This is a genomic window from Paraherbaspirillum soli (assembly GCF_042654985.1).
In the GTDB taxonomy this organism is placed as follows: Bacteria; Pseudomonadota; Gammaproteobacteria; order Burkholderiales; family Burkholderiaceae_D; genus Paraherbaspirillum; species Paraherbaspirillum soli.
On record NZ_JBHSMT010000031.1, the window covers coordinates 81,747 to 94,219 of the forward strand.

General features: G+C 60.2%; 8 protein-coding genes and 1 tRNA gene. All 9 read left to right on the top strand.

The genetic code is table 11. The features are described 5' to 3' along the window. Nucleotides 1-17: 17 nt before the first annotated feature. Nucleotides 18-1,691, top strand: coding sequence for a FecR domain-containing protein (locus ACFPM8_RS21080; protein WP_379000690.1), 1,674 nt, complete (start codon nucleotides 18-20; stop codon nucleotides 1,689-1,691). Nucleotides 1,692-1,842: 151 nt separating this feature from the next. Then, nucleotides 1,843-4,239, top strand: a complete 2,397-nt coding sequence (locus tag ACFPM8_RS21085) for a CHASE2 domain-containing protein (RefSeq protein WP_379000692.1) — start codon at nucleotides 1,843-1,845, stop codon at nucleotides 4,237-4,239. Between the two features lie 100 nt (nucleotides 4,240-4,339). After that, entirely contained in the window at nucleotides 4,340-5,629 is a 1,290-nt protein-coding gene (hemA, locus tag ACFPM8_RS21090) for a glutamyl-tRNA reductase (RefSeq protein ID WP_379000694.1), read from the top strand. A gap of 110 nt (nucleotides 5,630-5,739) precedes the next feature. Then, nucleotides 5,740-6,822: a peptide chain release factor 1 gene (prfA, locus tag ACFPM8_RS21095; RefSeq protein WP_379000696.1), complete on the top strand. Its 1,083-nt coding sequence runs from the start codon at nucleotides 5,740-5,742 to the stop codon at nucleotides 6,820-6,822. Between the two features lie 202 nt (nucleotides 6,823-7,024). Further along, the gene (locus ACFPM8_RS21100) at nucleotides 7,025-7,525 is read left to right on the top strand and encodes a disulfide bond formation protein B (RefSeq protein ID WP_379000698.1); all 501 of its coding nucleotides are present in this window, start codon (nucleotides 7,025-7,027) and stop codon (nucleotides 7,523-7,525) included. Beyond that, nucleotides 7,526-8,401 carry a peptide chain release factor N(5)-glutamine methyltransferase gene (gene prmC / locus ACFPM8_RS21105; RefSeq protein ID WP_379000700.1) on the top strand — a complete coding sequence of 292 codons (876 nt, stop codon included), beginning with the start codon at nucleotides 7,526-7,528 and terminating at the stop codon, nucleotides 8,399-8,401. It abuts the gene before it with no gap. A gap of 158 nt (nucleotides 8,402-8,559) precedes the next feature. Continuing rightward, entirely contained in the window at nucleotides 8,560-10,914 is a 2,355-nt protein-coding gene (locus ACFPM8_RS21110) for a Tex family protein (RefSeq protein WP_379000702.1), read from the top strand. Nucleotides 10,915-11,329: 415 nt separating this feature from the next. After that, the gene (gene ispB, locus ACFPM8_RS21115) at nucleotides 11,330-12,280 is read left to right on the top strand and encodes an octaprenyl diphosphate synthase (RefSeq protein ID WP_379000853.1); all 951 of its coding nucleotides are present in this window, start codon (nucleotides 11,330-11,332) and stop codon (nucleotides 12,278-12,280) included. 77 nt (nucleotides 12,281-12,357) lie between these two features. Beyond that, nucleotides 12,358-12,434, top strand: a tRNA-Pro gene (locus ACFPM8_RS21120). Nucleotides 12,435-12,473 lie beyond the last annotated feature (39 nt).

The following is a 12,473-nucleotide window of genomic DNA, read 5'->3' on the forward strand; positions in this document are numbered from 1 at the left end:
CTGCGCTGAGAAAAAACATGCGCAGCACACTCACCAAAATAAGTCTCCTGCTGTTATTGATCGAAGGTGCGCTACCCGCCTCAGCGGCCGCACCCGCGATCAATCCCGGCTCACTGCAAGTCAGCCCTGCCACCATCACTTACCCGGCGCACCTTGGCGATACCTTGAGCACCATCGCCGAGCAATTGACATCCAATCGAAACAATTGGGTGCAGCTGGCAAAACTGAACCACATCCAAAATGACCGCACGATCCCGGTTGGCACCGCCATCCTGATCCCGGTATCGCTGTTGCCAGACGAACCTGCCAGCGCCCAGATCATCGCCTTGTCCGGTAGTGTCGACGCCGTCGACGCCGATGGCCGGGCGCTGACGGTCGCGCTCGGCGCCGCGCTCGCCGAAGGTGCGGTGATTCAAACCGGCAGCAACAGCTTTCTCAGCCTGGCATTGCCGGATGCATCGCATATAGCTGTGCCATCCAACAGCCAGGTCAAACTGAGCAAGCTGCGCACCGCCCGCTATACACACAGTCCGCGCACTGAAATAACCTTGATGAACGGACGGGTCGAATCCAAAGTATCGCCGCTGGAAAAAAACAAGGGCCGTTTCGAGGTGCGCTCGCCATTGGCAGTCGCCGGCGTCCGCGGCACCGACTTCCGGGTCGATCTGGTTGGCGACCGGGTGATGACTGAAGTGCTGAGCGGCGGCGTTGCAGTGGCGAAGATCAAGCAACCTGCCGCACTGACACTGCATCCGGGCCAAGGCAACGTCACCGACGCGAAAGGGGTCGGCAAGGCCGTCGCGCTGTTGGCGGCGCCCCGCTTCACCGGCCACCCGGAATTGCAGGAGCGGCCAATATTGCGCTTTAGTGTCGAACCGGTTGCCGGCGCCCGCCGTTACCGGGCGCAAATTGCGACCGATATGGATGCGCGCAATATCCTGAGCGAGATCGACTCCGACAGCACCGACATCAAGGTCAGCGGACTGGACGATGGCGCTTATTTTGTGCGCGTGACGGCGCTCGACCAACTCGGACTGCAAGGCATCCCGCATATCGCGGCATTCAAACTGAAGGCGCGGCCCGAGCCGCCGTTCAGCATCGAGCCGAAAACCAAGTCGCGCAGCGAGCATGTGCTGTTTGGCTGGACCGAAGCGGCCAATGCGCAGTCGTATCACCTGCAAGTTGCCACCGACGCCGATTTCAGCAACGTCGTGATTGACCAGGCCGAGCTCGCGGCGCCGCAGTTTACTGCGGACCAACTGGCGCCAGGAAATTACTTCTGGCGAGTGGCGACAATCATCAAGCAACAGGCCGGTCCCAATCAGGGTCCTTACAGCGACCCGCAAGCGTTCAGCTTGCTGCCGGCGCTCAAATTACCCAAAATTGCCGACGCCATTGATGGCGACTTGTCGTTCCGATGGCCGGCAGAAGCGGACCAGAAGTTCGTCGTCGAAATCGGCCGCGATACCGGGTTTTCATCGCTGCTATTGACGCAGCAAACAGCGACGCCGGAAATCACCATCCCGCGCCCGCCGTCCGGCACCTATTTCATACGCGTCAAAGCCATCGACGCGGACGGTTACGTCGGCCCGTTTTCAGCAGCCCAGAAAGTGACTATCGGCAGCCACTGGGTCACCAGCGATGGTACGTCGTTGCAGAATACCGGCGGCTCGACTCAAGCCGAGTTTTAAATAATTGTGGAAGCAAACGAATTGCGGGACAGAGTTTAAAAGCCACCGAAGCGTGGCGAATTACTCTGTCCCCAACTGATCAGATACGGCCTGTAAATTGCAACGAAAAGAATTTCGGGCTACGTTTGAGAGCCCCTACCATGCACGCCTCATGCTCATACCGGTCACCACCCTCATCAAAAGAATAGCGCTACGCCAATGGCTAGCCATCACCCTGCTAATGCTGCTGGCGGCCGGCGGCATGGGTTATCTGAACGGCCTCGGCCGGCTGGACCGCACGCTGTACGACCAGTTCATGCGAGCCAATTCACGGCCGGCGCGCGATGACATCATCATCGTCGCCATCGACGATTACAGTATTTCTAAGCTCGGACGCTGGCCTTGGGACCGCAAGCTGCATGCGAAACTTCTAACTCAGGTCATGCGCGCCCATCCGCTGGCAATTGGGCTCGATGTCATCATGCCGGAACCGCAGTCCACCGGGACCGGCGGGCACGATGACCGTGAGTTGGCGCAGGCTCTCGCCGCCAGCCGGCTGACTGTGCTGCCGATGGTCGTTGCCAATACCGACAGCGGCCTCAAAGCCCTGTTGCCGACACCGGATTTACACCAAAGCGCACGCAACATCGGCCATATCAGCCTGGAACAGGATGTCGACGGCGTGGTCCGCAGCGTCTTTTTAAAAGAAGGGCAGAACGCTACCTGGTGGCCGCATTTTGCGGTGGCGCTGGCGGAGGTGGCAGAACACCAGATCGGCAGCCGCGACGCCGCCTTGCCGGGCGCTCGCATGCAGCTGGCGCCGGCAGACAGCAACGCCGCCCAGACCGGCAACTGGCAGCGCGACTATCAGGTCGGGATTCCATACGCCGGCGGCAGCGGACATTTCCGCTCGGTGCCCTACGCCTCGGTACTTGAGGGCGAGGTTCCCGCTCAGTTTTTCAGCGGCAAATATGTATTGATCGGTGCCACGGCGATCGGCATGGCAGACGCTTTTCCGACCCCGGTTTCGGGCACCTCGGGCGTCATGCCCGGCATCGAAATCAACGCCAACATCCTGGCTGGCCTGCTCGATCACAAAACCATAGCCATAGCACCAGCGCCATACACAGCGCTGTTTAGCATGCTGCCCGTGTTGCTGGCGCTGATCGCTTATCTGCTGTGGGCACCGCGCATCTCGTTGCTGATAACGGCAGCGCTGATGGCGTTGACCATGGTCGCCAGCTATTTCCTTTTGACTCTAGGCATCTGGGTCGCCCCCACTGCGGCGCTGATTGCGCTGGCAATTGCGCCGCCGCTGTGGAGCTGGATTCGACTGGAATCGGCCATCTCCTACCTTGGCCAGGAATTCGTGCGACTGGATCAGGAGCCGCATTTGCTGCCGGAGCCAAACACCAACAGGACAGCGCAAGGAGCCGGCGACCTGCTCGAACAACGCATCAACGCGATGCAGGCCGCGGTCCGCAGAGTGCGGGACTTGCGCCAGTTTATTTCCGACAGCCTGCACAGCCTGCCGGATGCGACGCTGGTCACGACCACCGACGGCCGCGTGCTGGTGGCGAATCAATTTGCCAGGGACTACTTCGCTGCCATCGGCATAGGCCGCGTCGACGGAGCGATGCTGCCTGATTTGTTGGCCGGCATGAGCCTGCCGCCGGCAAGCAAGCCGGCGGCAGGACACACATTCAGCTGGTCGGATTTGATCGATCTGCAGCACGCATCGGCCTTCGCCAACGGGGTCCCGGTCCAGGATCGGCAAGGACGCGATCTGCTGATCAAGAGCGGCCCCTGCCACTCGGCTCGGCAGGCGCTTACCGGCTGGATCGTGAGCATTGTCGACATCACCAGCATCCGCGCCGCGGAACGCAGCCGCGATCAAACCTTGCGCTTTCTGTCGCACGACATGCGCGCTCCGCAAGCTTCGATTCTGGCTTTGCTTGAGCTGCAAACTGATCCGGCGTCGGCATTGCCGCAAAAGGAATTTTTCTCCCGTCTGGAGCAGGCGGCCCGCAAAACACTGGGCCTGGCGGACAACTTTGTACAACTGGCGCGCGCCGAATCCGCCGAATATCGCTTGGAAGAAGTCGATTTCCAGGATGTCCTGCACGACGCGGTCGATGCCATGTGGACCCTCGCGCACAACAAGAAAATCGCGTTGACGACAGAGATAGACGGCCACGAGTTCCTGGCCAACGTCGACCGTTCGCTGATGGCGCGCGCGCTCTGCAACCTGATCTCCAATGCGATCAACTACAGCCCTGCCGAGACCCGCATCCGCTGCAGCTTGCGCCTGGAATACGCGGGCTTATTGCCGCAGCTGGTTTGCAGCATTGCCGATCAGGGCTTTGGGATTGCCGCGCAGGATCAGGACCGGCTATTCCAGCGCTTCCAGCGCGTCAGTGCGCCCGGCCAGCCGTACTCGGACGGTACCGGCCTGGGGCTGGTGTTCGTCAAAACTGTTGTAGAACGCCATTTTGGCGAAATCACGCTGGCCAGCACGGTCGGCCAGGGAACGACTTTCAGCGTGACCTTGCCGACAATCGCAATCTGACTGCGGAACAACACTCGCAGCGCAAGTTGCCTTGAATTTCATCGCCGGCGACAAAGAGTATAATTACGAGTTACCAACAAGCACCTTTCCCGCGACCGCAATGCACCTGCTCACTGTCGGACTCAACCACACCACCGCGCCTGTTGCGTTGCGCGAAAAGGTGGCTTTCCCCGCCGATCAGATTGGGCAAGCGGTGACCGCGGCGCGCGCCTGGTTCGGCAGCAGCAATGCGGCCAGCCGCTCGGATGAGGCGGCGATTCTATCGACTTGCAACCGAACCGAGCTGTACGCGGCCAGCGACTTGCCGAACGGCGTCGATGCCGCGATTGATTCGACCGCCCAGTTCCTCGCGCATTACCACAAGCTTTCTTACGACGATCTGCGCCCGCATTTGTATACGCTGCCGCAAGATAATGCCGTGCGTCATGCCTTCCGCGTCGCCTCCGGCTTGGACTCGATGGTGCTCGGCGAGGCGCAAATCCTCGGCCAGATGAAGGATGCGGTGCGCCACGCAGAAGCGGTCGGCGGCTTGGGCACCTATTTGCATCAACTGTTCCAACGCACTTTCGCGGTCGCCAAGGAAGTGCGCAGCACTACCGAAATCGGCGCGCATAGCGTCTCCATGGCCGCCGCCGCGGTGCGCATGTCGGAACGTATTTTCGATAGCGTCGCCGGGCAGCACGTGCTGTTTATCGGCGCCGGCGAAATGATCGAATTGTGCGCCACCCACTTTGCCGCGCAAAATCCGAAATCCCTGACGGTCGCCAACCGCACCCTGGAACGCGCCGAACTGCTGGCGCATCGCTTCAACGGCCAGGCGATCCGGCTGGCCGATTTGCCTAATCAATTGGGCAAGTTCGACATCATCGTTTCCAGTACCGCCTCATCGCTTCCCATCATCGGCCTCGGCATGGTCGAGCGCGCCGTCAAGGCGCGCCGCCACAAACCGATGTTCATGCTGGACCTGGCCGTGCCGCGCGACATCGAGAACGAAATCGGCCGTCTCGACGATGTCTTCCTGTACACCGTCGACGATCTCGGCTCGGTGGTGCAAACCGGCATGGAAAACCGCCAGGCCGCGGTAGCGCAAGCGGAAGCCATCATCGAAACCCGGGTGCAGTCGTTCATGCACTGGGTCGACAACCGGGCCGTGGTGCCGCTGATCCAGGATTTGCACGAAGCCAGCGAAGCCATGCGCCTGCTGGAGTTGGAACGCGCCCGCAAGATGCTGGCCAAAGGCGAAGACATCGACGCCGTGCTGGAAGCGCTGTCCAAAGGCATTGCCGCCAAATTCCTGCATGGCCCGCAACAAGCCTTGCATAACGCCCAGGGCGATGAACGCGCGCGCCTGGCTGCGCTGCTGCCGCAACTGTTCCGCACCCGACGTTAGCGCGGGCATCGCTCCGCGCACTGTCGCCACCGGCGGCAGCGCCCACGGTTGGCATTGCCGCCAACCTCCCTCTCTTTTTTTTTACCGCTCTTTTCTGACTGAAACACGCCATGAAACCATCAATGCTCGCCAAGCTGGATCAACTTTCCAATCGACTGGCGGAAGTCAACGACCTGCTGAACCAGGAAGATGCGACCGCCAGCATGGACAGCTATCGCAAGCTGTCGCGCGAACACGCCGAACTGGGCCCACTGGTCGAGCTGTATCAGTCCTATCTGCAAGCCAACGCCGATATCGAGGCAGCCCAGGAAATGCAATCCGATCCCGACATGAAAGAGTTCGCCCAGGATGAAATCCAGTCCGCCAAAGCGCGCATGGAACAACTGGAAGGCGATCTGCAAAAAATGCTGCTGCCGAAAGACCCCAACGACGAACGCAACATTTTCCTGGAAATCCGCGCCGGCACCGGCGGCGACGAGTCGGCGCTGTTCGCCGGCGACCTGCTGCGGATGTACACCCGCTTCGCCGAGCGCAATCGCTGGCAAATCGAAATGGTGTCCGAGTCGGCCTCGGAAATCGGCGGCTACAAGGAAGTCATCGTGCGCGTGGTCGGCTTTGGCGCGTATTCCAGACTCAAGTTCGAATCCGGCGGCCACCGCGTGCAACGCGTTCCCGCCACCGAAACCCAGGGCCGCATTCACACCTCGGCCTGCACCGTCGCCATCATGCCGGAGGCCGACGAAGTCGGCGATGTCGAGATCAATCCGGCCGATATCCGCATCGACACCTACCGCGCGTCGGGCGCCGGAGGCCAGCACATCAACAAGACCGATTCGGCGGTCCGCATCACCCACATGCCGACCGGGATCGTGGTCGAATGCCAGGACGACCGCAGCCAGCACAAGAACAAGGCATCGGCCCTGAAGGTGCTGGCGGCGCGCATCAAGGACGGTCAATTGCGCGAACAGCAATCGAAAGAAGCCGCGACCCGCAAATCATTGATCGGCTCCGGCGATCGCAGCGAACGGATTCGTACCTACAATTTTCCGCAAGGCCGGATGACCGATCATCGGATCAACCTGACCTTGTACAAGCTCGACTTCATCATGGATGGCGACCTGGAAGAATTGACCAATGCGCTGGCGGCGGAACATCAAGCCGAATTGCTGGCGGCGTTGGGGGATGCGATCTAATCGCGAGCGCAAGTGGAAACGACAAATTGCGCAATTATTTGAAAATGGAATAAGCTAGCAGCCTGTCGGACTACTCCTCAGTCCGACAGGCTGCTAGCAAGTCCGCGGAACCATGCGCGGCGATCGGCATCCTAAAGCGTCCCAACCAGGTATTTTCCATTTCCAATAAAACCATGCCGTCGGCAGCCACTCTCGAACAAAAATGAAAACCACCAAATCCGTTTTGCTCAGCGTCGCCTTTATCGCACTTGCCATACTGGGCGCCGCGCTGTACCTGCAACATGTGCAGGGCATGCAGCCTTGCCCATTGTGCGTGATCCAGCGTTATGCATTTGCCGCCGTCGCACTGATTTGCCTGATCTGCGCCGGATTGCCGAGCGGCGGCCAAAAGGCCGGTGCCGGGTTGGGGATTCTGGCCGCGCTCGGCGGCGCCGGCACCGCCATCTGGCATCTGTGGATCATTGCCCATCCGTCCATCTCTTGCGGCCGGGATGCGCTGGAAGCGCCGATGAACGCGCTGCCGCCGGCCGCCTTGCTACCGTCGGTGTTCAAGGTCGACGCTTACGCACTTTGCTCGACTCCTTACGATCCGATTCTCGGACTGTCGATTCCCCAATGGTCGCTGCTGTGGTTTGTGGTGCTGACCATCGTGCTGGTGGCCACGCTGTTCAAACGCAACAACACGCGCGCTGGCGGTTACTGAATGAAAGTGACGCCTGACGCGCCAGCGGCGCTTGTCATCGAAGCCGGCAGCAGCATCGCGGCTATCTTGAAGAGCGCCCCGCTCAACCAGCTGGAAACACGCATGCTGCTGATGCATGCGCTGCAACTGACCCGCATTCAGCTGATCACGCAAGATGAACGCACCATTGATGCCAGCCAAGCGCAACTGCTGACCGACTTGTTCCAGCGCCGTCAATTGGGCGAGCCGATTGCCTACCTGATCGGCCGGCGCGAGTTTTATGGCTTGCAGTTGGAAGTGACGCCGGCGGTCCTGATTCCACGCCCCGAGACCGAATTGCTGGTCGACCTGGCGCTGCAGCACTTGCCGCCAGCCGGCCAACAGCCGCTCAGCGTGCTGGATCTGGGCACCGGTTCCGGCGCCATCGCGATTGCCATCGCCCACAGCCGCCCCGACGTTGCGGTGACGGCGCTGGATGCCAGCCCCGCGGCGCTGGCGATAGCACGGCGCAACGCAGCACATCATTTGAGCGCAGTACATGCGCCGTTCAATCTGCTGCACAGCGACTGGTACGCAGCGCTCGGCGCGCAGCGCTTCGATGTCATCGTCGCCAATCCGCCGTATATCGTTGCCGGCGACCAGCATCTGTCGCAAGGCGATCTGCGCTTCGAACCGCAGGATGCGCTGACCGATCATGCCGATGGCTTGTCCGCGTTGCGCATGATCGTCAACGGCGCGGCACAGCACTTGAAAGATGGCGGCTGGCTGTTGATGGAACATGGCTACGACCAAGCTGCGGAAGTGCGTGCCTTGTTGCAAGCACAACAATTCAATGCCGTGCAAAGCTGGCAAGATTTGGCCGCCATCGAGCGCGTCAGCGGCGGTAGACTAGGATAGCGCCCCTCGGGTTTGCCCCAGCCCAACAAATGCATGACTTCTTTTTGCAACACTCATCTTTTTCTTGTCGCTGCTATCCCCTTTCAAGCTGTCAAGACTGGCGAAATTATCTGAATTGCGTATGATTCAGCGCTTGATTTCCATTCTTAAGACCTCTCATGCTGCCTTCGATCGAACAACGTCTCGCTGTTGAACTCGCCGCCAAACCGGTCCAGGTGGCGGCTGCCGTCGCCCTGCTGGATGAAGGTGCGACCGTGCCATTTATCGCCCGTTACCGCAAGGAAGTCACCGGCGGCCTGGACGACATCCAGTTGCGTCTGCTGGAAGAGCGCTTGCGCTATTTGCGCGAACTGGAAGCGCGCCGCAGCGCGATCATGGCCTCGATCGAGGAACAGGGAAAAATGACGCCGGCGCTGCTGCAGGCGATCACCCTGGCCGAAGACAAAACGCGCCTGGAAGATCTGTACCTGCCGTACAAACCGAAGCGTCGCACCAAGGCGCAAATCGCGGCGGAAGCCGGCTTGACCGAACTGGCGGATGCGCTGCTGGCCAGCCCGGACCTGAACCCGGACGAAGAAGCCGCAAAGTATTTAAAGCCTGCGTTCAGCACCGACAACGGCGACAACCCCGGCGTCGCCGATGCCAAGGCCGCGCTGGACGGCGCCCGTCAAATCCTGATGGAACGCTTCGCCGAAGATGCCGCGCTGCTGCAAGCGCTGCGCGAATACCTGACCGAGCATGGCGTGGTCGAATCGAAAGTGGTCGAAGGCAAACAGGATGCCGGTGAAAAATTCGCTGACTATTTCGACTATTCCGAAACCATAGGCACGATCCCGTCGCACCGGGCGCTGGCCCTGTTCCGCGGCCGCCGCGAAGAAATCCTGAATGTCGTCTTGCGCCTCGACAGCGAAGAAGAAAAACCAAAGTGGGATGCGCCGCACAACCCGTGCGAAGGCCGTATCGCCGCCCGCTTCGGCATCAGCAACAAGGGCCGCAGCGCCGACAAATGGCTGAGCGACACGGTGCGCTGGAGCTGGCGGGTCAAGGTGTTCATGCACCTGGAAACCGAACTGATGACCAAGCTGCGCGAAACCGCGGAAGTCGAGGCGATCAATGTATTCGCCCGCAATTTGAAAGCCCTGCTGCTGGCGGCGCCGGCCGGACCGCGCGCCACCATGGGGCTCGACCCCGGCCTGCGCACCGGCGTCAAGGTGGCGGTGATCGACGCCACCGGCAAGGTAGTCGACACCACCGCGATTTACCCGCACCAGCCGCGCAACGATTGGGAAGGCTCGCTGCACACGCTGGCGCAACTGGCCGAGAAGCACAAGGTATCGCTGATCTCGATCGGCAACGGTACCGCCTCGCGTGAAACTGACAAGCTGGCGCAGGACCTGATCAAGCTGCGGCCGGAACTGAAATTGACCAAGATCGTGGTGTCGGAAGCTGGCGCCTCGGTGTATTCGGCCTCCGAATTCGCCTCGCGCGAACTGCCCGACATGGATGTCTCGCTGCGCGGTGCGGTGTCGATTGCGCGCCGCCTGCAAGACCCGCTGGCGGAACTGGTCAAGATCGATCCGAAGTCGATCGGCGTCGGCCAGTATCAGCATGACGTCGGCCAGACCCAATTGGCGCGCTCATTGGATGCGGTGGTCGAAGACTGCGTGAATGCGGTCGGGGTCGATGTCAACACGGCGTCGGCACCGTTGCTGGCGCGAGTCTCCGGTTTGAACAGCAGCGTGGCCCAGAGCATCGTCACCTATCGCGACATGAAGGGCATGTTTACCTCCCGGTCCTCATTGCGCGAAGTGCCGCGCCTGGGCGACAAGACCTTCGAACAGGCGGCCGGCTTCTTGCGCGTGATGGGCGGCGCCAACCCGCTGGATGGGTCGGCGGTTCACCCGGAGTCTTATCCGCTGGTGGAAAAAATCCTGGCCGATCTGAAGAAGGACGTGAAGGCTGTGATCGGCGACGACAAGCTGCTGAAATCGCTCAATCCGGCCAAGTATGCGGATGAAAAATTCGGCGTGCCGACGATCACCGACATCCTCAAGGAACTGGAAAAACCGGGCCGCGACCCACGCCCCGAGTTCACCACCGCGACCTTCAAGGAAGGGGTCGAGGAAATCCGCGACCTGCGCCCGGACATGATCCTGGAGGGCGTGGTGACCAACGTCGCCGCGTTCGGCGCGTTTGTCGATATCGGCGTCCATCAGGATGGCCTGGTCCACATTTCGGCGCTCTCCAACACTTTCGTCAAAGACCCGCACACGGTGGTCAAGGCCGGCCAGGTGGTCAAAGTGAAAGTGCTGGAAGTCGATGAGAAGCGCAAGCGCATTGCGCTCACCATGCGCCTGGCCGACAGCGCGCCGGTAGCCGGCGCCAAGCCGGAACAGCGCGGCGATCGCAACGATGCCAAACGTTTATCGCAACATCAGCAGCGCCAGTCCGCGCCGGCACCGGCGCCGGCCAATAGCGCCATGGCGGCCGCTTTTGCAAAGCTGAAGGGGTAACAAGAAGGAATGCAGCTTGAGCAGGCCAGCGATTTTCGCAGTTTGTATCACCGAAATGAGACTGGCCCGAGCAAGCACATTAATGGCGCGCCGCAGAAGACAGCCGATCAGTAGCGATTTGCCTACAAACTCTGACAATATCAGCCGGCGCCCTATCTAGCAGCCTGCCGGGCTTAGGAGTAATCGGCTGCAAAAACGCCTGAGCGGTCCATATTTCACCGCTATTTTTTCCAATAGTCCCGCTATTGGAAAAAAAATATCGGCAAAATCTGTCCTCGCCCAGCCATTTTTTCGCTTCGATTCCCTAAGTCCGACAGGCTGCTAGCAGCCTGTCATCGTATAATCACGCCACCTTCGATTTCAAACAGGTTTTATTTTGTCCGCCGCTGCCAATACTTCGCCCCAAAAATTCATGATGCAACCGATCGCGGCCGACATGGAAGCGGTCAATGCGGTGATTCGCCTGCAATTGCATTCGGAAGTTCCACTGGTCAACCAGATTGCCGAATACATCATCAGCGCCGGCGGCAAACGCCTGCGTCCGGTGCTGGTGTTGTTGATGGCGCAAGCTTTCGGCTATCAGGGCACGCAGCATCATGAGCTGGCGACGGTGATCGAATTCATTCACACCGCCACTCTGCTGCACGACGACGTGGTGGACGAGTCGTCGCTACGGCGCGGCCGGCAAACTGCCAACGCCCTGTTCGGCAATGCGGCTTCGGTACTGGTTGGCGACTTCCTGTATTCGCGTGCGTTCCAGATGATGGTGACGGTCGACAATGCGCGCGTGATGCGCATCGTGGCCGATGCCACCAACGTCATCGCCGAAGGCGAAGTGCTGCAATTGCTGAATATGCACAACCCGGACGTCAGCGAAGAAAATTACCTGCAAGTGATCCGTTCCAAGACCGCCAAACTGTTTGAAGCGGCGGCACAGCTCGGCGCCTTGATCGCCGGCGCCGACAACCACGCGATTGAAGCAGCGGGCGAATACGGCCGCTCGCTCGGCACCGCGTTCCAGTTGATCGACGACGTCCTGGATTACTCCGGCAATGCCAACGACATCGGCAAGAACGTCGGCGACGACCTGCGCGAAGGCAAACCGACCCTGCCGCTGATTTACCTGATGGAGCACGGCACTGCCGAGCAACGGGAACTGGTGCGCAGCTGCATCGAAAATGGCGACGAAAAGCATTTCGATGAAATCCTGGCCGCCATCACCAGTTCCGGGGCTCTCGACTACACCCGGCACGAGGCCGAGAAATCCGCGCAACGCGCGGCCGCGGCAATAGCAGGACTGCCAAATAGTCAGTTTAAAGATTCTTTGCTACAATTATCGGCCTTCGCAGTAGATCGAAATCACTGAGAATTTAATCGAATCTGTTCAATATCCGTGACGAATCAGCATCACTGATCCTCGCCTAAGATATTGGACAGCTTGATCGGGGTGTAGCTTAGCCTGGTAGAGCGCTACGTTCGGGACGTAGAGGCCGGAGGTTCGAATCCTCTCACCCCGACCACATCGGGACGATTCCAGCGATTTTGATTCTTATAACCAC

Coding starts and splice junctions, on each gene's coding strand:
- ACFPM8_RS21080 (WP_379000690.1), top strand. CDS start 18: ATGCGCAGCACACTCACCAAAATAAGTCTCCTGCTGTTATTGATCGAA.
- ACFPM8_RS21085 (WP_379000692.1), top strand. CDS start 1,843: ATGCTCATACCGGTCACCACCCTCATCAAAAGAATAGCGCTACGCCAA.
- hemA (WP_379000694.1), top strand. CDS start 4,340: ATGCACCTGCTCACTGTCGGACTCAACCACACCACCGCGCCTGTTGCG.
- prfA (WP_379000696.1), top strand. CDS start 5,740: ATGAAACCATCAATGCTCGCCAAGCTGGATCAACTTTCCAATCGACTG.
- ACFPM8_RS21100 (WP_379000698.1), top strand. CDS start 7,025: ATGAAAACCACCAAATCCGTTTTGCTCAGCGTCGCCTTTATCGCACTT.
- prmC (WP_379000700.1), top strand. CDS start 7,526: ATGAAAGTGACGCCTGACGCGCCAGCGGCGCTTGTCATCGAAGCCGGC.
- ACFPM8_RS21110 (WP_379000702.1), top strand. CDS start 8,560: ATGCTGCCTTCGATCGAACAACGTCTCGCTGTTGAACTCGCCGCCAAA.
- ispB (WP_379000853.1), top strand. CDS start 11,330: ATGCAACCGATCGCGGCCGACATGGAAGCGGTCAATGCGGTGATTCGC.